Genomic DNA, 22,003 nt, shown 5'->3' on the forward strand with positions numbered 1-22,003 from the left:
AAAATAGAAGGGAAGTGCGGTTAAAATTTTAAGATTTTTGACCGCACTTTAATTATATAAGGAATTTAAATGCACAATCTTATTCTTGCCATTCTTTGCAGCGTAGCGGTTTCGGTTTTGCTTAAAATAGCCCGTAAAAAAAATATCATTATTGAACAAGCTATCGCATTCAACTACATCACCGCTATTACTTTCAGTTATTTTTTACTCAAACCTGATTTTAAAGGTTTAGAATTTACTGATTACATCGTACAAAGCGAAAATTCACCCATTTTTTTAGCACTGGGTTTATTGTTACCTAGCGTATTTATTATTATGTCAAAAGCGGTAGAGTTTGCTGGAATTGTACGTTCAGATGCAGCACAACGTCTTTCGTTGTTTCTTCCTATTTTATCCGCGTTTTTAATTTTTCATGAAACACTAAGCCAATCTAAAATCACTGGTATTGTATTAGCATTTATAGGTTTATTTTGTTTATTAACTAAGCCAAATCAAGGGCAAAGTGCGGTGAATTTTAAAGGTGTTTTAGGATTAATCGGCGTATGGTTTGGGTATGGCATTATTGATATTCTATTCAAACAAGTGGCGAAAAGCGGCGGTGCATTTCCTGCAACATTGTTTATTTCTTTCTCGCTTGCAGCTTGCGTTATGTTTATCTATTTATTCTTAAAACGCGCCCAATGGACAGCATCAAGTGTCATTAGTGGCATCGTTTTAGGTGTATTGAATTTCTTTAATATTTTATTCTACATAAAAGCGCATCAAAGTTTTTCTGGAAATCCGACGCTTGTTTTTGCAGGGATGAATATTGGCGTGATTTGCTTAGGTACGATAACTGGCGCATTCGCTTTTAAAGAAAAAATCAGTAAGCTAAATTGGCTAGGTATTATTTTTAGTTTATCGGCTATTTTCTGCCTATATTATTTAGATAAAATTATCGCGTAAAAGAGAGTAGTCATGGCAAAAGATTTCAGCTTTTTTATTTACGATTATGAAAGTTTTGGTGTAAATCCAGCAACAGATCGCCCTGCGCAATTCGCAGGTATTCGCACAGATGCTGATTTTAATATCATTGGTGAACCAATAATGTTTTATTGTAAACAAACCAACGATTATTTACCGGCTCCTGAAGCGGTAATGGTGACAGGAATTACACCACAAGAATGTAATGAAAAGGGGCTTTCTGAGCCTGAATTTGCCACAAACATTTTAGCCGAATTTTCCCAACCCAATACTTGTGTCATGGGCTATAACAATATTCGCTACGATGATGAAATGACGCGTTATACATTTTATCGTAATTTTATTGATCCTTATGAATACAGCTGGAAAAACGGGAATTCACGCTGGGATTTGTTAGATTTAGTGCGAGCTTGTTATGCCTTGCGTCCAGAAGGGATTAATTGGGCTTATGACGATGATGGAATGCCAAGTTTCCGCTTAGAAAAACTCACTAAAGCAAATGGTATTGAGCATGAAAATGCACACGATGCAATGGCGGATGTATATGCAACTATTGCTATGGCGAAATTAATTAAAGAAAAACAGCCTAAATTATTTCAATATTTCTTTGAAAAACGAGGTAAAAAAGAAATAGAAAAATTGGTTGATACAGGCGCAATGGCGCCTTTAGTTCATGTTTCTGGAATGTTAGGGAATTATCGTGGAAATTGCACTTGGGTTGCTCCTTTAGCTTGGCATCCAACAAATCAAAATGCACTCATTGTTTGTGATTTAACTGGCGATATCGATAATTTATTAGCCAAAAGTGTGGATGAATTGCGGACAGATTTATATACCAAAAAATCGGAATTAGAAAAAAGGGAAGTTTCATCTGTTCCATTAAAGCTTGTGCATATCAATAAATGTCCTATTTTAGCGCCAGCCAAAACCTTGTTACCAGAAACAGCAAATCGCTTGGGTATTGATCGACAATTATGCTTGAATAATCTTGCAAAATTACGAGCATCTTTTGATATTCGTGAAAAAGTGGCAGATATTTTTAATGAAGAACGTCAATTTGAATCGAATGATAATGTAGAAACTGAACTATACAATGGCTTTTTCAGCAATGCTGATAAAAATAATATGTCTATTTTACGCAGTTTACCTGCAGAAAAATTAGCTGAACATGGTTTAGCTTTTGAAGATAAACGTATCCCTGAATTATTATTCCATTATCGAGCACGTCATTTTTATAAAACACTCACACGCGCAGAACAAATTAAATGGCAGAAATACAGACAGAATAAACTTAAAAAAAGTGCGGTAGATTTTGAATCAAGTTTACAACGTTTAGCTGAGGAACATTCAGATAACCCTGAAAAACTATCTTTGCTCCAACAAGTATATGAATATGGTATAAAACTACTATGTTAACTGATACGTTGTCACATTTTTTAGAAGAGCACGTTTTAATAAAAACGTGCTTTTTTTGTTATTTTTTCTGGGAAGAATTATCCAAAAAATTATCCAGATTTTACGTAGCGTAATCACATAGATTTAGCTTATTTTACCTTTACATTGTCTTTACATTTCAACTTATCCATTCAATAACTCTATAAAATTACGCGTTACAACGTGTTATCTAACCTTATTTTGTCTTGTTTTGCTAGTATCCGTGACTTGTGCATAACTGTGTGATTTATTTAATCCGTAGTTTCCGCTAACCGGATAACTAATTTCGCATAATGATTTTCGGATTATGTTACAATTTGCAGCGCGGTATAATGGCGCAGCACCGCGCAAGAATTTACACATAATCCGCTATTATGCGAAATTTTAAGTTATTAAATTTATGTCAAATATTACCATTCAGCATATCACACCAAGACATTTTTATGAGGCAGTGAAACTTCTCAAACAAACTGAGCATAATATAAGATTTAGCTATGATACGGTTGAAATTCGTTTTGTTTTTGACAGATTGGAAACTGCTGAACAGACTCAAGCAAGATTTGAGAAAATGGAACACTTGGGGGAGTTTTTAAAGGAACTGACAAATTCATCAGTTCCTGTTGATTTAGAAGAGTTTATTAGAAAATATCGCTATCAACCTAAACCAAAATTCTTTAGACGTTAAAGTTCAAATAACTATTTTCCCCAAGATAACATTTTATCAAATACATCACTGCTATAAGTACCGCATTTTAGGTTTACACCTTCTGCTTTGATAACACTACCTTTAGAGTATTCTTTACCTTCATAAACACAAAATTTTGTGTCGTCTAATTTTTTTGTTGGAGATGATTTGAAAACTTTTCTTTCAAAAGATGGTTGTTGACAAGCGGCTACAAACAAAGTCACAAAAGAGATCATTAGTAATTTTTTCATTTTTCCACCTAGGCTTTTTCAAATTTTTTTAAGTTTTTTTGAATTAATGTGTCCATATCAGTATTCTTTGAATATGGGGGTGTTATTTTATCCAATAAATCCCTGTTTTCTTTAGTTTGTCTTAGACCGTGTTTTCTAAGTTGGTAATTTTGTTCGTGTTCTTGGCTTTGGTTATGATGTTTGTGATCTGATTTTGGCATAAGATGTCTCCCGTTTACCATGTAGTGAATAAAGATTTATGCAAAAATGCAAAATTTTGCATAGTCCATTTAGGCTTTCATCCAAGTGGACTCTCTTTAATAGTCCACTCTTGTGTCAAAATGACACAAATCCGTTTATTAATTAATCAATCTTTAAATGATTGCTACAGTCTTGAGTGAATAATTATTTCTTTATTTTTAATAATTATGTACTTTTGGTTTTATCCTTACCTGAATTTTCAGCATTATGAAGTAAATCCTGTTTTGCTTCTTGAAGGTAGTTATCCAATAGATGATTAACTATATCACTCATTTTAGTTAGTTTTCCGCTCTTATGACTGATTTCAATAGCTAACATTTCTAACTTATTCCTTCTCATTTCATTAACTCGAACAGATGTATCTTTTCTCATTATTTCTATCTCAAAATCTGGTTTGTAATTGATGTCCTATTATACTTTTTTTGTCTCAAAGTATGTAAATATGCTTGTATGCGGTATGTAAAAGTTGTATATTTTATTTGATGTATGTACACATGCGGTATAGAGGCATAAGTGATCGACTTCTTGAAGCTATCAATTCCATTCAAAACAGAGCATATCCTCGTTTGCAAAGACGGGGAAACCTCTTTTTTGAAAGAAACCCTGATAGAGATAGCCAAGAGAACAGGTCTTAAACTACGGGCAGGCAATGTCACCTTTGAGATTGACGGTGATCTTGATGTTGCCGAACTGTCCCACCCTTATGAAGCCATTCCTAGTCATTTTGGTTCGTTAGCAATGAAAGTCTTCAACGGCAGCGATAGAATGAAAACCCCGCCTTATATTGAGCTGAAAGCCAGTCCCGCAAAATTACTTCAAGGGCATAATGTCTTTGGTTCAACCAATCTTGATGTTTGTTGTTTTGTGATGCTGAAAACCTTTTGTGAAGCCTTGCCAGAACTCTACGAAATGACTGACACTGAAAATACGATGATAGATTGGATTGATGTCACCTATTCAGCTCATATTCCGTCTGAAATGATGCAAAAGCAGGTGATTAGCTTTTTGCAAAATGTGAGAGCAGGGCAAACCAAGAAAACGCGATATAACCGAGAATATGAGACAACAGCAGAATGGAACAGTGGTTCAGAGCATAGAGTCCTTAAAGTCTATTTAAAAGGGGCAGAGTTGCAAAAACGTTTGTCCGAAATCCAATCCGAATTAAAACGTACGCCAAATAAACAAAATCTTCTTAATGTGCTAAACGTGTTAAGCAATCCAAATTTAATTGAATTTTCCAAGCAATGTGTGCGTTTTGAGGCTCGGCTAAAACAACGTTATTTAGATAAATACCGTATTCCACGCAAATTATGCGATTTAATCCAGTATCAAAGACAGTATGAAAAACAGGGAAAAAGCCTGATTAAAGACCTATGGCAAGATGCCTTTAACGATATTATCCAAGCGGTTGGAGAAAGCAAAATGAATGTATATAACCGAGACAATATTCAGAAATTACTGAAAAAACAGTATTACACAGTAACACCTAAGGGCAATATTAGTTATGCGAAGGCAGATAGATTATTTGGTTTTTATAAAAACTTATTAACTTATGGATATTTAGAAACTCAGTCAGAAATGGATAGAAAAACGTTCTGGCGACACGAAAAAGACTTATTAGCTGTCGGGCTAACGAAAGCCCAGTTGCAAAACCTCAAAGCCCACGAACGCCATAACATCATTCCGTTAATGAAACTTGTTGAAATTGATTTTAGTTGTCAGCGTCCTGATTGGTATGTTGAACCAACATTAGATTTTGTCCAAATGCAGTTAGCTGCGTAATTTAACTAACCGAGAGGTATAAAAATGAGTAATCAAAACATTGAACAGTATTTATTGAAAGTACAAATTTTTTCAACTTCCAGAATTGATGAACGGTCAGGGGTAAGTGAGAAAACGGGAAAAGATTGGTTTATTCGCACGCAGGAAGCCTATATTGAATTAGGTGGTCAGTTTCCTGTTCAAATTAAAGTGCCCTTGAAAAAGGATCAAGTTCCTTATTCTCCTGGTAATTACTATGTTCATCCAACTTCTTTTAAAGTCAGTGGTTATTTTGATTTAAAAGTAAGTGATATTGTTTTAGTTCCCGCTATTGATAAGTGATGAATGAAGAAATAGAAATTACAACTAAGTTTTGCCACCCTTATATGAGTTTTGGCGGTGATGGTTGTAGTGATGTCGTATTGAAAGTGCCACGGACAGAGGCGGTCAAACTTCAATCTGTGGCACATTCAGGGAATGAAAATCAAGGCTTTTCAGTGGGTGATTTTTTTCATCATACCGATAGCTTTGGTTTTTCATTTGGTCTTGTGCTTATTTTTTATTTAATCGCTAAATCTGTGGGAACATTTTTAGCGCTTTTCAAATAAGCACATAATTTTAACTCAATATAAGGAGTTTCTTATGTCAAATTTAAAAAAATACCTTATTGCTGCTGTAGTTTTGGGATCTTCCGTTGGTGCTTTTGCTGGCAGTGAATCGGCACAAAAAGTACAAATTGATGTTTCCGGTATGCTTAATCAAGTTGATTTTTCAACGGTGATTGCCGGAATTATCGCCGCAGGCGGTGTGTTAATTGGCCCGCGTATTGCCAAAATGGGTATCCGCTTTATTTTGGGACTATTTGGAAAATAACAATAACAAGGGGGGATTTGCGTCCCCTTTTTTCTTTGGGGTGCGTATGTTATGGGATTTTGCTTATTTTCTTTTGGGTATGGTATGCGGTTTAGTCGTGGTGCTTGGCTTAAATGGATAGTGATTTTTAGTTTTATTTTTAACGTTGTTTTATCCTATAAAGCTAACGCTAATCCGTTACTTGCCCGCGTGGTATTAGCTGAAGTGTTTGAAGGGATTGTTGCAAGACGGGCTGCGGTTTCTGTGGTTGGGAGAGCTGCCGCAAATGATGCCGCTTATTTAGCGGCAAATGAAGCAGCAATAGGATTACGTGCAGCACAGACTTATCGGGCATTGGGAACGGTTGCGGCAAATGACGCAACATTTGCTGTTGGCGCAACATCAACATTACGCAATGCGAAAGATATTTCATGGGTTGCGTTAGCGTTAACATCAGGTGCAATTACGCTTAAGGATTTGAATGTAGAAAGTAATAGCAAAATCGGGGTTGCTTTTGAGCCTACTGCTGTTCCTTTAGCTGATGGTCGTTATGCGATAAATGTGAATGGTGAAACAAAAGTTGTCAACGCAATGCCGAGTCCGAAAGATCCAATTATTTATCAGTATTCAAAAGAAAAGAAACAGATTTCGGAAAATTCACAGGATATTTATAAATCCGATGTCTTAGATAAACATTATAAATATTTCAATACGTTAAGAACGGGGGAGTACGCGCAATCAAATTCTATTGAAAAATTGGCTGAATATATCGCGCAAGAGGAATGGGAGGAAAAGGAGAAGAAAATTATTCAGAAGTCGATATTGAGGGCAAGAAATACCGTTATCTACGTTCACAAACTACCGTAGAAAATCGTTATTTACGTCATCAAAAAATAGGTAATATGATTTATCCTGAAGTTCGTCAGATATTTACCGAAAAACAATTAAACTATGATTTTGAGCCGATTTTAGAGGGAAATACTGGCTCGCAAATCGTTTATTCTTTTAATCCACCTAAACCTTCGGATTATGAAGTTTCTACACGTGTAAATAATTTAACCTACATTAGATTTGAAGAAAATCAACATTGGGTAGGCGATTTTCCAACAACTTCATCAGATAAGCAGTTAAATTCAGTCGCAGATTTAGATTTAAATCTTTATACCAAACCCTTAACCGCCACACAATTAGCGTTATTGTATAACGCCTTATTGATGTCTGCTGCGTCTCAGCCTGGTTATATTGGAGTTCCGTTTAGTGCATCTGATCCGATTACATCGGCAGAAGTACAAGCACAATTAAATAAATTAGGTAAAACGGCAACCTTTGCCGATTTATTTGCTAAAGCAGGTGTAGGAAATCAATTATCCATAGGCACATCAAACCAACCACAACCTATTCCACAACCCACACCGAATCCCGGTACGCGTCCAGGTGAAGAAAAAGATGATAAAGATATTGATGATGAACCCAAATATCCTGAACTTGAGTCACCCACAGCACGACAAATTTTAGAGCCATTTAATCAGTTTTTTCCGCAGCTCAAGAATTTTCATTTAGCCGATCGTGCTGTGCAGTGTCCAACGTGGGAAGGGCATATTGATTATTTAAATATTGATGTTCGATTAGATAAGCATTGCCAATATGTAGAGCAAAATAAAGCCGTGATTACTTCCTTGATGCTGCTTATTTGGGGAATTGTCGCATTAAGAATTTTATTGAGTGCATAAGGAATAACAATGGGTAGCTTAATTTTACGTTTATTTAGTGGTTTTCTTGGGTTTGCTTTTAAAGGTATTGTTGCAAAATTTTTTGTTTTTTTCGCACTTTTCTTTATTACAACGGAATTTATTCCCGTGGTGATTGAGTTATTTTTGCCAAAAGAGATACCAAATTTAAATGCGTTATTTATTGGTTTACCTGATTCTATTTGGTATTTTCTATCAATATTGCAAATCCCAACAGGAATAACATTAGTTATTTCGGCAATGTTGGCGCGCTTTATTATTCGTCGTTTACCAATTATTGGCTAGGGAGCATTATGGCTATTTCGGCTTATGTGGGGTTACCTGGACACGGAAAATCTTATGAAGTGGTGAAGTCTGTCATCATTCCCGCCATTGCTTCGGGGCGTAGGGTAGTTTCAAATATTTACGGATTAAACAAACAATTAATTGAAGAATATTGCCTATCAAAAGATAAAAAATTGTCGCCTGATAACTTAGGTGAATTGGTTATTGTCGATAATGATTTATGCTTAGGTGTTGATTTTTACCCTTACAAGAACGCAATAGATAATAAAATTGAAACCTTTTGTAAAGCAGGAGATTTAATCATTATTGATGAAGCGTGGCGATTTTTCCCAAAGAAAGAAAAAATCAATGATAACCACTTTTCATTTTTATCAGAACACCGACATTTTACAGATAGTAACGGCATTTCTTGTGATTTTGTCATATTGAATCAGGATTTAACCAATTTACAAAGAGAGCTTGTGGAGCGAATTGAAACGACATTCAAAATGACAAAATTGGTTGCCGCAGGGTTAAAAAGTCGTTATCGGGTTGATGTGTTTTCGGGTAATAAATGTTGGAAAACCGCAAAGACGGCAAGTTATCAAGAAAAGTATGATAAGGCTATTTTTCCGCTTTATAAAAGCTATGAAACCGATAATGGACGGGAATTAGTCACAGATAAACGGCAAAACGCGCTGAATAAATCCAGTATTAAATATTTTGCCGTGTTTGCCGTATTGATTGTCGGGTTTTCGTTATATAAGCTCATTAGCTTTTTTACGCCACCTGAACAGGATACGCCAAAAGTTGAACAGACATTAAGCGAAAATAAGGAAATTGAAGCGATTACATTAAATAATCAGCCACAACTTCAAGTAACTTTACCGTTATCAACGCAATGGCGCATAACAGGGGAGTTACAAAAATCAGGAAAAGCCTTTGTGATTTTGGCTGATAACCAAGGTAATTTACGGTTAGAACCACGTTCTAACTTTAATTTTACGGGGCGAATGTTGGAAGGCATTATTGATAATCAACGGGTTAATTATTATTCTGGAGTAAAACAATGAAATTACAACGTAACATTTTATGTTTTTTTTCCTGTTTTTTGTTTGGTGTGGCGCAGGCAAAAAATGTTGATTTTAAGCTTGAAGCCGTACCGTTACCGAAAGCGGTAGGAATGATCTATGATGAAGTTTTAGAAAAGCCTTATATGCTTGATCCAAAATTAGCAGCAGATACACGGTTAATCAGCTTTCATACCAAGGAAGACCAAGATTTTAATCAGTTTATTACACGCTATTTTGAAAATATGAATATCAAAACCTATGAGAAAAATGGCGTAGTTTACCTTGCGCATATTGAGCCAAAACCGCCAAAAATTATCAAACACAGTTTTGTTTATAATCCTGTTCATCGTGATACAGAATATCTTGCGCAGTTTTTACAAGGAGAGGGGCAAGTCTCGGCAAGTGGTGATAAGCTCGTTTATTATGGAACAGCGGAAGATATTGCAAGAATTAAATCAGTTTTAAAATCGGTTGATACGCCAAGCCGTGAAGTCGTTGTAACGGGTTATGTTTTTGAAGTGCAGGACATTGCCAAAGAAGGAAGCGGAATTAATTTATTGGCAAAATTGCTATCGGGAAAACTGGGTATCAACATTGGTTACAAACAAAACTATGAAAATTTTATTACGGTTAATGCAGGGAATTTGGATGCAATGATTGAGTTATTTCGCACTGATGAACGCTTTCAAGTCGTTAGTAGCCCAACGTTGCGTGTAAAATCAGGTTCAAAGGGAAATTTTTCAGTAGGTTCTGATGTGCCTGTTTTATCAAATGTTACCTATCAGGACGGCAGACCTATTCAATCGATTGAATATCGTTCTTCTGGTGTGATCTTTGATATACAACCAACGATTAAAAGTAATGCGATAGACTTAAAAATCAATCAACAACTTTCTAATTTTGTGAAGACGGATACGGGCGTAAATCAATCGCCAACACTGATTAAACGCGATATTGTTACTGATGTTACGCTTAAAAGTGGTGATATTGTGGTTTTAGGCGGACTGGCTGAAAACAAATTAACGGAGGGTGAAACAGGTTTTTCATTCTTACCGAAAGGCTTCTTGACGGGAAAATCTAAATCAAACACTAAGACAGACATTGTAATTTTATTGCAAGTTAAAATGATCTAATTGAATTTCATAAAGTAAAAACCACAAAGGGTAAAGGCGTTACACGCCTGCGCTTTGTGGTTTTTACCTTGTTACTTCATCATTAAATTTGAATTAGCAATATTATAGGGGGGTGTCGGGGGAAAATGCCACGCATTTTCTCCTGACGTAAGGCGCAGCGGCTGCAGCGCCGGAAACAGAGATATTTATTTGAAAAAATGAATTCATTGCGCTCGGCATTCTTCAAAAAATCACAGCAATTAATGCGCCTTCTGCAGAACCTTTATAGCCACGTCCTTTAAGCTGATTAGATAATGCGAAACGCACCGTGCGTCTTTACATTTCCCTGACATTCCAATTTAACCATTCAATAAAACGATAAAACAACACGTTACAACGTGTTATTCAGCCTTATTTTGTCTTGTTTTACTAGTACCTGTGACTTGTGCATAACTCTGTGATCTTATTAATGCGTAGCTTTCACTAACCTTGTAATTGATTTCGCATAATGTATATTATGTTAAATTAATTACGAAGTGACGCTTATAGGATTAATCTCTACTCTTCTTTCAAAGCTTTTTTCAGGCCGCCCGATGCTATTTTCAATAGAATATAGAAGTCAAAAAATAAGATCGTGCTACGTAAAATCTGAGCACTTTATTGCAGGGATAATTAAGATGTGACGTTGTATTATTAATCAGAACATTAATTCAACATAAATGAGAATAGTTGTTATTGATTTTACTCTTTAAAATTAATAAGTTATAAAAAAAAATCAAAGAAAAAACTTGCAAATTCTCATTTAGATACCTAAAATGAGAATCGCAAATTGAGCTTTATTGCATTTTTATCAATCAAATGGAAAGGAATTAGTTATGCTTAATCAAGCCATCACAAACAAACTCAATGAACAAATCAATTTAGAGTTCTACTCTTCTAATGTTTATCTACAAATGAGCGCATGGTGTTCAAAACACGGTTATGAAGGTGCAGCCGCATTTTTGCTTCGTCACGCTGATGAAGAATTAGAACATATGCAAAAATTGTTCCAATATGTAAGCGAAACCAGTGGTATGCCACTTTTAGGTAAAATTGATGCACCTAAACATGAGTATGCGTCATTAAAAGAAGTATTTGAAATCACTTTAGAGCACGAAAAACTTGTTACTTCAAAAATTAATGAATTAGTTGAAGTGACTTTCGCAAATAAGGACTACTCTACTTTTAATTTCTTACAATGGTACGTAGCAGAACAGCACGAAGAAGAAAAATTATTCAGCAGCATCATTGATAAATTTAATCTTGTAGGTGAAGACGGCAAAGCATTGTTCTTCATCGATCGTGATTTAGCAACTTTAGAATAATATAGGAGAAATAAAATGTTATCAGCAAACGTAATCAAACTGTTAAACGATCAAATGAATTTGGAATTTTATTCTTCTAACCTTTATCTTCAAATGAGCGCATGGTGTGAGCAACAAGGCTTTGAAGGTGCTGCAAAATTCTTATCTGCACACGCGGCAGAAGAAATGCAACATATGCGTAAATTATTCACTTATTTGAATGAAACCGGTGCTCAAGCAATTATTTCTGCCATCGAAGCACCATCACACGAGTATAAATCGTTAAAAGAAGTGATCGAAATCACTTATGAACACGAAAAACTGATTACCAGCAAAATCAATGAATTAGTAGGTAAAACTTTTGAAGAAAAAGACTACTCTGCTTTCAATTTCCTACAATGGTACGTTGCAGAACAACACGAAGAAGAAAAATTATTTAGTAGTATTTTAGATAAACTTAATCTTCTTGGTGATGATGGTAAAGGTTTATTCTTAGTTGATAAAGATTTAGGTAATCTTGCAGCGGCTTAAATTTACTTTTTTGAAATACCTAGCTTTTAGCTAGGTATTTTTTATTCAAAAAAATTATATTGGCTATTTATAAATCAAATAAGATTTTTTATTAAATTTTTTCTTGCTCATAGACTAAATATCCGTATAATTCGAATCATAAATATTGCCTGGGTGGCGAAATTGGTAGACGCAGCGGATTCAAAATCCGCCGGTGAATAACCGTGTCGGTTCGAGTCCGACCCTAGGCACCAAATATAGATCCCTGCTCCTTGAGCAGGGATTTTTATTTTATCTAGACTTTATAAGAATAATATATACTCCCTCATTAGTTATGAGGGAGTATTATGTATCTATTGTAATGATTAAAAATTTAATACTTTATCGGCTTCCATCGTCCAGTCTGCCAGCTCTGCTAACGTACCGATTTCCACACCCTCCGCCAACGCTAATTCAGTGATACCACGAGCATTGGTGCAGGTTTTACAAAGTTTAATTGTTGCGCCCTGTGCCGTTAAAATTTCCAACATTTGTTGTAAATGATACCCTTCTGCTGGATTTTGTTTTGCTAAACCGCCAGTTACCGCATCAGACATTAAAAATACTTTTAAATTAACCGCACTTTTATGCTGCTCTTGCAACTGTAACGCCAAACGTAATGCACTAAAAAAATGTTCGTCACCATAAGGGGATGAATGGATAATAAATAGAATATTTTGCATATTATTCTCCTTGATTTCCTAGGTATTAATAACCTTGCTGATAAATTCCTTCCAACAATTTCACTGAAAGTAAGGCGAGATTAAAGCGTTGTTCATCTGCCACAGACCAGAATTCTACGCCATTTTCTACCGCACTTATTTGACTTAAATGAAGTTTTACTGATTCTTCCCCATTTTCTTGCTCTCCATTAAGTACAGGTGTAATTAATGTTTCTTCTAAAGCGACAAACTCGCTATTTTGAGGCTGATAGTCGAAATCATAGTCTGAAAGAGCGGTGACTTTTTGTGCCAATCCATAAAATATAGGCACTTGTATTGCGTGGAATGTAGCACGATCTAATTGAGGAAAGATTCGTTGTAATTGATTCGATAAACTAGGTGCTTGATGCGGATAAACATCAAACGCTAAGCGAGTTTCTTCTTCATCCAATGGAATACCATTTAATAAACGGGCTGTTTGTCCCGCAAGTTTCGTCACGGTGTCCGCATCTGTATAAGAGGCTGGTAATAAAGAGGTGACAAACACTTGATTTAGATTAGTCTCTTGTAAAATCGGGGCAAGGGTTAAAGCAAGTTGGCTTACTTGTGGATCAGGTAAGCTGACAATATTACGTTGTCTCAGCTCAAATAGTTGTGATTCATTTACCGTTGGAACAACAACGGGCACATCTGAAAGCGCACTACAAACGCCTAACATATCAATGACAATACAGCCCTGCTCTGCTGCTTGCGCAATATGGGAAACTTGCTCAAGTTTTCCTGCAAAAAATACATAATTAAAATTAGCCCACTCAACTTCATTTGGAGAAAGTTGTTCAACGCCTTTATTGCGAAAACGAATATTTTGTTCTTCTTCAAAAGGTATCATTTCCACAATAGAAACTTTACTAATTTCAAGCGCGCTTTGTTCTAAACGCTCTACAATTTTTTCACTTAATTCAAATTCTGCTGCTATCGCAATATTTAAGGTTGCGTCCATTTTTCTCTCCGCTGTAAAATAATCGGCATTATTTTACACCAAAACCAGGAACGAAATAATGACACCAGCAATTGATTTACTTAAAAAACAAAAAATTTCTTTTATCTTGCATACTTATGATCATGATCCGAACAATCAACATTTTGGTGATGAAGCCGCAGAAAAATTAGGCATTGATCCTAAGCGCTCTTTTAAAACCTTACTTGTGGCGGAAAATGGCGATCAGAAAAAACTCGCTTGTTTTGTGCTTGCAACGGCCAATATGCTGAATTTAAAGAAAGCAGCAAAATCTATCGGTGTGAAAAAAGTAGAAATGGCAGATAAAGATGCGGCGCAAAAAAGTACAGGCTATCTTGTAGGGGGAATTAGCCCTCTCGGTCAAAAGAAACGCGTTAAAACGGTGATAAATTCAACCGCACTTGAGTTTGAAACGATTTATGTTTCAGGCGGAAAACGGGGGCTAAGCGTAGAAATTGCGCCACAAGATTTAGCAAAAGTATTAGGTGCAGAATTTACTGATATTGTTGATGAATAATTGATGGATTTATAAATTTAAAGGCGGATTCATTCCGCCTTTTTACTAATTTAAATCTTCCAATAATTTCCCCAATCCGCTTTGGCGTTTTACGGTCTGGCGAATTGCTGTTTTCCATATTTTTTCATCGGCAAATACAGTGAGTTCTTTTTTTGCACGAGTGACACCCGTGAAAACTAATTCTCGAGACAATACTGGATTCACTTCTGTTGGAAGCACCATGACGGTATGTTCAAATTCGGAACCTTGAGATTTATGAATCGTCATCATAAAAGTGGGCTCATGTGCTGGAATTCGGCTTGTCAGCACTTCTCTATTGCCAAACCATACTTTACCATTCGCCAAGCACAGGCCAATATCGCCGTTATAAAGGCGAACATTATGATCGTTTTCAGTAATCATAATTGGCTTGCCGATATACCAATCTTGTTCATTACGGAACCAAAGCAATTTTTCCTCTCGCAACGCTAATGCGATTTCTTTATTGAGATTTTCAACACCTAAATTGTTATTACGAAGTGCGGTTAAAAATCTCACAGAATTAAATTGTGCTTGAATAGCTTCAGCATAGGAAATGCCTTGTTCATTTTTAGCGTTTGGATCTATTTTTTGTTTACGCAAATCGTCCAACATTTTTAAGAAAGTGCGGTAATTTTCCACCGCACTTTTCACCACTCGATTGACCGCATCGCTTTCATCATTTAAGGTATTAAAGTGCAATTCTTGCGGATAATGGTCAAATAATCCAAGGCTATCGTCTGCTTTGCCTTTTTGAATGAATTCAGCCAACTTGCCAATACCTGAATCTTTATCAAAACGGCGACTTTCTGTTAAATGGCATAAGCAATCACGTATTGGATTTGAACAATCAGTACCTTTTACTTCGTATCCTGTCGTCGCTTGCAAATATGCAGCTTGTTCATGACTATAAGGTTGATTAACAAATTGTGCCAATTCCCCCAATACAGCCCCCGCCTCAACAGAGGCTAATTGCGCCTGATCGCCTAATAAAATTAATCGGGTTTCGGGCTTTAACGCATTGATAAGTTTTGCCATCATCGGCAAATCAATCATTGATGTTTCATCAACAACTAATACATCCAACTGCAAAGGGTTATGACTGTTATAGCGCGTGTAATCATTAAAAGCATTCACACCCAGTAAACTATGCAAAGTACTGGCTTTTTGTGGAATAACATTGAAAAGTGAATCGGATAAATTCATTTTTTCTTGCATAAAACCTAACGCATTTTTAATCGACTCTTCCAAACGAGAGGCGGCTTTGCCAGTCGGCGCAACTAATTTAATATGTAATTTACAATCAAATAATTCTTGTAGAACGAGCAATAAACGCGTAACTGTGGTGGTTTTTCCTGTTCCTGGACCGCCTGTAATAATCGAAAATGGACTTTTAATCGCTGTCGCTACCGCGACTTTTTGCCAATCTGTTTTTTCCTGTTTTTCAGGGAAATATTTATCCAATTTTTGACGAATTTCATCATAAGAAAAGGCTAAAGTGCGGTGTTTTTTTAAGGTGTTTTTTATATATTGCGCGATGCGATACTCATCTTGCCAAGCGCGATAGAAATACAACGCGCCAAATTGAAATGCCATTGGCGCAATTTGATTGACGGGATCTTGCGTAAATGCCATATGCCCACGCAACGCATTTTGCCAATCTTCAACGGGTAAATAACCAATCTTTTTATGAATTTCAGCTAAATAATCTTCTTCCGTTGTACGATAAGCCAAGCCAAATAAATTATGTTCTAAATAGCGATCTAATTGGCTGCAAGTATTTCCCTGCGTATAACGCCAGCTACAAAGTGCGGCTAATAATATGGCTAAATTTTTGACTGGTTCCGCATAATCCGTATGGCATTGTTTATCAGCTATCAACTTAGCAAAATAATAATCACCTTGAGAAAGAATGCCCTGCTCTTTCAGTTTTTGTAATACGGATAACATTAAAACACCCCGTCTAATTCTGTGATTAATTCAACGCTTGGACGATCATAAAATACGCCAGATTGTGGCTCACCGTTCATTCCACGTAAGAAAAGATAAAATACCCCGCCGAAATCTCGCGCATAATCGTAATGAGGCACAACGCTTTGCAAATAACGATGTAATGCCAGCGTATAAATTAAATATTGCCAATCATAGTGACTGTGTAACATTTCTTTTTTCAATACCTCTTGATTGTAATCAGTAAGGCTTGAACCTAAGAAATTAGATTTATAATCAACAAGATAATATTTCCCATTATGGCGGAAAACTAAGTCAATTGAACCTCTCACCATGCCCTGAATTTGTTCAAATTGAAGCGGCTCGCTTGGCAAATGATGATGGGCTTTCAACGCACGATTAAACGCTTCAACATCAAAATGTTTCCGAATAGCCAGATAAAATGGCATTTCTTTAATGCAATCTTTATTTGCCAAATCAGCTAATGCTATTCCTATTTCATTAGAAAGTGGTGTATGTGAAATCTGTTGTAGCCAATTTTGTAGCGGTTCTGTAAGGGTTTCATCTAACTGTAAGGATTGTCTTAATGTGTCAATTTCTTCTGTATTTGCTAAATCAGAAAAATAGCAATTTTCAAAATGGCGATGCAATGCCGTCCCGACTTGTTTACCTCGTGGCAAATCTAAAATGTTTGATTCATTTTCGTTTAAAAGTGCGGTCGAAATTTCAATCGAATTTTGGCTGTCATAATCTTTTGTATCATCAAAAACTACGTGTTTTTTCCCCGCACTTTCAGCGAAATAATTTTGTCGGCGATGACCTTGTTCAATTGAAGTAAAACTGGTTATTCGCCAATCTTGCTCAATATTGCCCGCAAATTCTGCAGCTTTAAGCTCATCATTTTTTGTATTGATAGATAAAGCCGGAAAAGCCTCTAGATTTGGCTTAGTGCAGATTTCCACATTATCTTGCATTTTTTCTTTGAAGGTTTGCAACAATGTTTCTGTATCTTTAGGCGCTGATAAGGCTATTTCCTTACCTATTTCACCTTGGCTTAATACATAATGTAAGGCATTCCATTTTTTATCAAATTGCACAGGCAAAGCGAATGCCATTTGATATTTGGCACGGGTTAAAGCCACATAAAGTAAACGTAACTCTTCCGCAAAAGTTTCTTCATAAAGTGCGGTCAAATTACGATTTTCCATATCCCATAAGGTTTCATCTCGTCCTTTAGAATAATAAATATTGATGTCTTTTTTACTTGGATCTTTGCTAGGCACAGCTAAAAATGGTAGCCAAACTAAATCATATTCTAAGCCCTTAGATTTATGGATTGTCACTATTTTTACCAACTGGCGTTCACTTTCTAAACGAATTTGAGCCTCTTGACGACCTTCACCTTGAATTTGTTTTTCAAACCAACTGAGCAACGCTGCTTCACTTTCGTGTAGCGTGGCAGCTTGTTGTAAAATTTCTGCCAAATGTAGGAAATCAGTTAAATCTCGCTCGCCCGTGGCTTGGCTTAATAATCGCTCTGAAATGCCTTGCTCCAATAAAATTTGATGTAACATTGCCAATATTCCTTGGCGTTGCCAAGTTTGTTGATATTGAGCAAAGCTATCTGCCCAACGTTGCCAATCTGCCTCATTTTGCTGAATTTGATGAATATCCGCTGCATTTAAACCGAAAAGTGCGGTCGCAATTGCGTTCAAAATTGGACGTTCTGCCACATTCAAACAGGCTTTAAGCACCCAAGCTAATTCTTTCGCAACATTGCTATCAAATACGCTATTTTGATCAGAAAGATAAACTGACGCGATCCCCAATTTTTGTAATTCATTTTTTACTAAAGCCGCTTCATTTTTATCACGCACCAATACGGCAATATTCGCCGCTTGTAAGGTTTTACAGGTATCTTCATTTTGAAAAACTGCCTGATTTTCTACCGCACTTTTTAGCCAATGTTGAATAGAAATAGCACATATTTTTGCCATTTCAGTTTTATTCACTTTGTCACTTTCAGTTAAATAAAAACGATAAGCAGTTTCTGCCTTACCGTTTAAATAAAATCGCAGATGATCATCACGAGAATCAACAGCAGTAAAGTTAATATTTTGATAAATAAATGGCGATTGAGGAAAATCAAACAACGCATTGACGCCATCAACCAGATTCTTCTCTGAACGATAATTTTTAGTGAGTTCAAAGCGAGATTGGGCTTCATCCGATGCTTTTAGATAAGTAAAAATATCTGCACCACGGAAACGATAAATCGCCTGCTTCGGATCACCAATCATAATAAAACCAGTATTTTTTTCTGGATTATCACGATAAATTTTTGAAAAAATAGCGTACTGTTGTGAATCTGTATCCTGAAATTCGTCAATCATCGCAAAAGGATATTGGAAACGAATCATTTCCGCTAATTCATTCCCTTGTGGGCCTTGCAAGGCTTCGCAAAACAAGCGCAATAAATCATCAAAGGATTTTTCTTGATGATTAAGTTTATAGTCTAAAAGTTTTTGTTGTAGACCTTGTCGATAATGATAAAGAATAACTCGACGAAGTAAATCTGGAGACATTAAAGCATTTGCACGCTCTTCTAATTCAGTAAAAATCGGGGCAATAAAGGGAGGTGCGCCCTCCTCACCTTTTTCACCTAAAGCTGATTGAGTGAAATACGACATCAAGGTGTCATTCAGTAAATAATCACGGGGATCATTTGCCCAAGCATTTACTTGCTCAATCCATTTCGCTAAACGTGATGTATTATAACTTCGACGGCTTAAGGATTTAGGCTCGCCTTTTGCATAATCTTTATTCAATTCTTCTGTAATTAATTCAGAAATTTTACCCGCACTTTCTAACCAGAAATCTTTTAGTGCCTTAATATCTTTAAAATATTCACCAAGATATTGGTGTAAAAATTCTGTAATAGAAATAGATAATGCCTGTTGGTTCTCCAAATCAACAATTAAATTTTTGCCTAAATCAGATTCTAATAGGGATAACACGTAATCTGGTGAACCTAGTTCATTCGCAATAAAGTCAGCCATTTCAAAAGGCAATGGATAAAAATGTTCTCGCCAAAATTCATTAGCAAAACGAACCAACAAGTCAGATTGATCTTTAATTAATTCTAAATTGAAGTGAATGCCAGAATGGAAAGCATATTGCATCAACATACGGCGACAAAAGCCATGAATGGTATAAATCGCCGCCAAATCCATATTTTGTTCAGCTAACTTTAAGCGATGAATTGCCTCAAAAATATCCAAATCCTGAGAAAGTGCGGTAAGAAATTCATCATTTTTAAATGAGGATTTATCTTTGGTTTCTGCAAAGGCTGTGAGTTTATCAATCGCATCTGTTATACGCTCACGAATTTTTTTCTTAAGTTCTTCTGTCGCCATATCCGTAAATGTTACCACCAGAATTTCTTCCACATTTAATGGACGAGAAAAGTTATTTTCTCCCGCCTTTAATAAAAGTCGGAGATATAAAGAACCAATAGTGTAGGTTTTCCCCGTACCAGCGGATGCTTCGATTAAGCTAATTTGATTTAAAGGCAACGTGATAGGATTTAGTGGGATTGTTTCGTCCATAGATTTTAACAGATGAGAACTAATGGCATTATTTTACAAAATTTGAGGTCACAAATGCAAAAAAGGACGCTTTTCAGCGTCCTAATTTAAAAACTATTTTTCTAACTCCCTTAAAACATCACAAGCTTTTTGGTAACCATTTTCACAAGCCTTACGGAACCATTCTTTAGCTTTTGAAGGGTTACGTTTTACGCCTTCTCCATTGCTATACATCACCCCCAAATAAGCTTGAGCATCTGCATCGCTTTGTTCAGCCGCTTTGCGATACCATTTCACCGCTTCGGCGTAATTTTGTTTGACACCTTTTCCGCTAGAATACATTACCCCCAAATTATATTGAGCAGCTACATAACCTTGTTCAGCCAATGGCAGAAAAAGTTTGAAGGCTGTTTGATAATCGCGTTTATTATAGGATTCAAAGGCTTGTTGAAACTGCTGTTCTGGCGTATCTGCCCAAGCCGTAGATTGAACAGAAAAAATAGAAGTAGCTAACAATGCGCTAGTGAGAAGTGTTTTTGTTAGTTTCATAGAATAATCTCTAAATTGATTTATAAAAGAAGATAAATTTTTGTCCAGTAAGATATTTTCTTTGTACAGAGGTATTCACACTCAGTACAGATAAAAAACTCAGAGACAAAAACAAATTTTATTCACCACGATTTTCTTGTTGCTTTTCAGACAAAGTAAATCCACTAAATCCCAATCCTTTTAATAAAAAATGAGTCACGTCTTTAGACAATGACTCCTTGCGACCTTTAAATCCACGCATATCACCAAAAGGCTCAAAACTTGCAATGTTTTTTATTTCTTCATTAACTAATTTGGCATATATTAAACAATCAGTAATAGCTTGTCGTAATTGATCTTCTTTTACTTGTTTTCCGTGTACGACTTTATCACGTGTTTTTTCAGCTTCTTTTAATTGTTTTATAATACTATCTGGTAACGGTTTATTAAAAATATTCTTATAAATTTGTTTAAATCCATCACGTGTTAAATGATGATAATTCACGATATTTCTTGCAACTTCTATATCTGCAGCAAATAACTTTACAGCACCGCCATAAAGTAACCTATTTTGTCCCTGTTCGATTTTAAAAAACAAATAAGCAATAGCAATTTCGTAGTCACCTTTGATAAGTTCTGGAAGATATTCAAAATATTTTTGAATATTTTCTGGCAAGGATTGGTATTCAATCAAAATTCCTTTATAGCTTTTGATTATTTTTTTCATTTCTTCAGTTTTCATAAGATAATCTCCATTATTTGCTTAAATTGTAAAAATTCTCACAACTCTCTGTTATACGACCATTAATACAAGCCTTACGGAACCATTCTTTAGCTTCAGAAAGATTACGTTTCACGCCTTGTCCTTTATAATAGTTTACACCCAAATAAAATTGAGCATTTGCATTGCCTTGTTCAGCTGCTTTGCGATACCATTTCACCGCTTCGGCATAATCTTGTTTGACGCCTTTTCCTTCGTAATACATATTACCCAAATTAAATTGAGCATTTGCTTTGCCTTGTTCAGCTGCTTTGCGATACCATTTCACCGCTTCGGCATAATCTTGTTTGACGCCTTTTCCTTCGTAATACATATTACCCAAATTAAATTGAGTATTTGCATTGCCTTGTTCAGCCAATGGCAGCCAAAGTTTAAAGGCTGTTTGATAATCACCTTTCTTTGCAGATTCAAGTCCTTGTTTAAATTGCTGTTCTGGCGTATCTGCCCAAGCAGTAGATTGAAAAGAAAAAATTGAGGTAGCTAACAATGCGCTAGTGAGAAGTGTTTTTGTCAGTTTCATAACATACCTATTAATTAACCTTAATTGAAATACCAAACTTTTTGTTTAGCAAGATGTTTTGTTGTTATCTCTGTAAAGAGATAACAACACCCAGTATACTGGGTGCAAAAAGGTTAAAAATTAAACTTTAAATAACTAACAAAAGTG

Annotated in this window: 25 protein-coding genes and 1 tRNA gene; 16 read left to right on the top strand and 10 right to left on the bottom strand. The window is 35.8% G+C overall.

Annotation, left to right across the window (positions count from 1 at the left end):
- The first annotated feature begins 69 nt into the window (after positions 1-69).
- The 3 genes from KP710_RS00810 to KP710_RS00820 all read left to right on the top strand — a co-directional run bounded on the left by KP710_RS00810 (position 70) and on the right by KP710_RS00820 (position 3,082).
- Positions 70-945 carry a DMT family transporter gene (locus KP710_RS00810; protein WP_111407419.1) on the top strand — a complete coding sequence of 292 codons (876 nt, stop codon included), beginning with the start codon at positions 70-72 and terminating at the stop codon, positions 943-945.
- Between the two features lie 12 nt (positions 946-957).
- On the top strand, positions 958-2,379 hold the full coding sequence (gene sbcB, locus KP710_RS00815; RefSeq protein ID WP_111407418.1) for an exodeoxyribonuclease I: 1,422 nt from the start codon (positions 958-960) through the stop codon (positions 2,377-2,379).
- Positions 2,380-2,797: 418 nt separating this feature from the next.
- A complete protein-coding gene (locus tag KP710_RS00820; RefSeq protein WP_049363486.1) occupies positions 2,798-3,082 on the top strand; it encodes a hypothetical protein in 285 nt (94 codons plus the stop codon).
- Between the two features lie 11 nt (positions 3,083-3,093).
- Here KP710_RS00820 and KP710_RS00825 read toward each other — a convergent pair whose 3' ends face one another.
- The 3 genes from KP710_RS00825 to KP710_RS00835 form a co-directional block, all read right to left on the bottom strand.
- Positions 3,094-3,333 carry a DUF1496 domain-containing protein gene (locus KP710_RS00825; protein WP_215770845.1) on the bottom strand — a complete coding sequence of 80 codons (240 nt, stop codon included), beginning with the start codon at positions 3,331-3,333 and terminating at the stop codon, positions 3,094-3,096.
- 8 nt (positions 3,334-3,341) lie between these two features.
- On the bottom strand, positions 3,342-3,533 hold the full coding sequence (locus tag KP710_RS00830) for a hypothetical protein (RefSeq protein ID WP_032803977.1): 192 nt from the start codon (positions 3,531-3,533) through the stop codon (positions 3,342-3,344).
- Between the two features lie 205 nt (positions 3,534-3,738).
- Positions 3,739-3,891 carry a hypothetical protein gene (locus KP710_RS00835; RefSeq protein ID WP_005697569.1) on the bottom strand — a complete coding sequence of 51 codons (153 nt, stop codon included), beginning with the start codon at positions 3,889-3,891 and terminating at the stop codon, positions 3,739-3,741.
- 195 nt (positions 3,892-4,086) lie between these two features.
- On the opposite strand from KP710_RS00835, the gene KP710_RS00840 reads away from it, so the two are divergent.
- The 12 genes from KP710_RS00840 to KP710_RS00890 all read left to right on the top strand — a co-directional run bounded on the left by KP710_RS00840 (position 4,087) and on the right by KP710_RS00890 (position 12,490).
- Positions 4,087-5,355 (top strand): phage/plasmid replication protein, II/X family, encoded by a 1,269-nt coding sequence (locus KP710_RS00840; protein WP_032803972.1) that lies wholly within the window; start codon positions 4,087-4,089, stop codon positions 5,353-5,355.
- Positions 5,356-5,379: 24 nt separating this feature from the next.
- Positions 5,380-5,676, top strand: a complete 297-nt coding sequence (locus tag KP710_RS00845) for a single-stranded DNA-binding protein (RefSeq protein ID WP_005697568.1) — start codon at positions 5,380-5,382, stop codon at positions 5,674-5,676.
- The gene (locus KP710_RS00850; protein WP_005697574.1) at positions 5,676-5,942 is read left to right on the top strand and encodes a hypothetical protein; all 267 of its coding nucleotides are present in this window, start codon (positions 5,676-5,678) and stop codon (positions 5,940-5,942) included. The genes KP710_RS00845 and KP710_RS00850 overlap by 1 nt, the downstream gene beginning before the upstream one ends.
- 34 nt (positions 5,943-5,976) lie before the next feature.
- Positions 5,977-6,207, top strand: coding sequence for a hypothetical protein (locus KP710_RS00855; protein ID WP_005697575.1), 231 nt, complete (start codon positions 5,977-5,979; stop codon positions 6,205-6,207).
- Between the two features lie 51 nt (positions 6,208-6,258).
- The gene (locus KP710_RS09390) at positions 6,259-7,053 is read left to right on the top strand and encodes a hypothetical protein (RefSeq protein WP_252346350.1); all 795 of its coding nucleotides are present in this window, start codon (positions 6,259-6,261) and stop codon (positions 7,051-7,053) included.
- Entirely contained in the window at positions 6,969-7,916 is a 948-nt protein-coding gene (locus tag KP710_RS09395) for a hypothetical protein (protein ID WP_252346351.1), read from the top strand. The genes KP710_RS09390 and KP710_RS09395 overlap by 85 nt, the downstream gene beginning before the upstream one ends.
- Before the next feature lie 9 nt (positions 7,917-7,925).
- Complete coding sequence (locus KP710_RS00865; RefSeq protein WP_005697572.1) at positions 7,926-8,219, top strand: DUF2523 family protein; 294 nt, start codon at positions 7,926-7,928, stop codon at positions 8,217-8,219.
- 8 nt (positions 8,220-8,227) lie between these two features.
- Positions 8,228-9,271, top strand: a complete 1,044-nt coding sequence (locus KP710_RS00870) for a zonular occludens toxin domain-containing protein (protein ID WP_005697567.1) — start codon at positions 8,228-8,230, stop codon at positions 9,269-9,271.
- The gene (locus tag KP710_RS00875) at positions 9,268-10,404 is read left to right on the top strand and encodes a type II secretion system protein GspD (protein WP_005697571.1); all 1,137 of its coding nucleotides are present in this window, start codon (positions 9,268-9,270) and stop codon (positions 10,402-10,404) included. Before KP710_RS00870 ends, KP710_RS00875 begins: the two co-directional genes overlap by 4 nt.
- An 854-nt stretch (positions 10,405-11,258) precedes the next feature.
- On the top strand, positions 11,259-11,747 hold the full coding sequence (gene ftnA / locus KP710_RS00880) for a non-heme ferritin (RefSeq protein WP_048953195.1): 489 nt from the start codon (positions 11,259-11,261) through the stop codon (positions 11,745-11,747).
- Between the two features lie 15 nt (positions 11,748-11,762).
- The gene (ftnA, locus tag KP710_RS00885) at positions 11,763-12,257 is read left to right on the top strand and encodes a non-heme ferritin (protein WP_065264819.1); all 495 of its coding nucleotides are present in this window, start codon (positions 11,763-11,765) and stop codon (positions 12,255-12,257) included.
- Between the two features lie 147 nt (positions 12,258-12,404).
- Positions 12,405-12,490 (top strand) — tRNA-Leu (locus KP710_RS00890).
- A 111-nt stretch (positions 12,491-12,601) separates the two neighbouring features.
- On the opposite strand, the gene KP710_RS00895 is transcribed toward KP710_RS00890, so the two are convergent.
- Both KP710_RS00895 and KP710_RS00900 read right to left on the bottom strand, forming a co-directional pair.
- On the bottom strand, positions 12,602-12,958 hold the full coding sequence (locus KP710_RS00895; RefSeq protein WP_215770846.1) for a DsrE/DsrF/TusD sulfur relay family protein: 357 nt from the start codon (positions 12,956-12,958) through the stop codon (positions 12,602-12,604).
- A 25-nt stretch (positions 12,959-12,983) separates the two neighbouring features.
- The gene (locus KP710_RS00900; RefSeq protein WP_215770847.1) at positions 12,984-13,937 is read right to left on the bottom strand and encodes an oxidoreductase; all 954 of its coding nucleotides are present in this window, start codon (positions 13,935-13,937) and stop codon (positions 12,984-12,986) included.
- A gap of 58 nt (positions 13,938-13,995) precedes the next feature.
- Here KP710_RS00900 and ybaK point away from each other — a divergent pair, with 58 nt between their 5' ends.
- Positions 13,996-14,472, top strand: coding sequence for a Cys-tRNA(Pro) deacylase (ybaK, locus tag KP710_RS00905; protein ID WP_118776649.1), 477 nt, complete (start codon positions 13,996-13,998; stop codon positions 14,470-14,472).
- Between the two features lie 45 nt (positions 14,473-14,517).
- Here ybaK and recD read toward each other — a convergent pair whose 3' ends face one another.
- The 5 genes from recD to KP710_RS00930 all read right to left on the bottom strand — a co-directional run bounded on the left by recD (position 14,518) and on the right by KP710_RS00930 (position 21,856).
- A complete protein-coding gene (gene recD / locus KP710_RS00910) occupies positions 14,518-16,440 on the bottom strand; it encodes an exodeoxyribonuclease V subunit alpha (protein WP_215770848.1) in 1,923 nt (640 codons plus the stop codon).
- Complete coding sequence (gene recB, locus KP710_RS00915; RefSeq protein WP_215770849.1) at positions 16,440-20,048, bottom strand: exodeoxyribonuclease V subunit beta; 3,609 nt, start codon at positions 20,046-20,048, stop codon at positions 16,440-16,442. Before recB ends, recD begins: the two co-directional genes overlap by 1 nt.
- Positions 20,049-20,141: 93 nt before the next feature.
- The gene (locus tag KP710_RS00920) at positions 20,142-20,576 is read right to left on the bottom strand and encodes a tetratricopeptide repeat protein (protein WP_215770850.1); all 435 of its coding nucleotides are present in this window, start codon (positions 20,574-20,576) and stop codon (positions 20,142-20,144) included.
- 118 nt (positions 20,577-20,694) lie between these two features.
- Positions 20,695-21,297, bottom strand: coding sequence for a hypothetical protein (locus KP710_RS00925; protein WP_140519824.1), 603 nt, complete (start codon positions 21,295-21,297; stop codon positions 20,695-20,697).
- A gap of 13 nt (positions 21,298-21,310) precedes the next feature.
- Positions 21,311-21,856: a tetratricopeptide repeat protein gene (locus tag KP710_RS00930; protein WP_215770851.1), complete on the bottom strand. Its 546-nt coding sequence runs from the start codon at positions 21,854-21,856 to the stop codon at positions 21,311-21,313.
- Positions 21,857-22,003 lie beyond the last annotated feature (147 nt).

This window comes from Haemophilus sp. SZY H35 (genome assembly GCF_018829705.1).
GTDB lineage: Bacteria > Pseudomonadota > Gammaproteobacteria > Enterobacterales > Pasteurellaceae > Haemophilus > Haemophilus haemolyticus_K.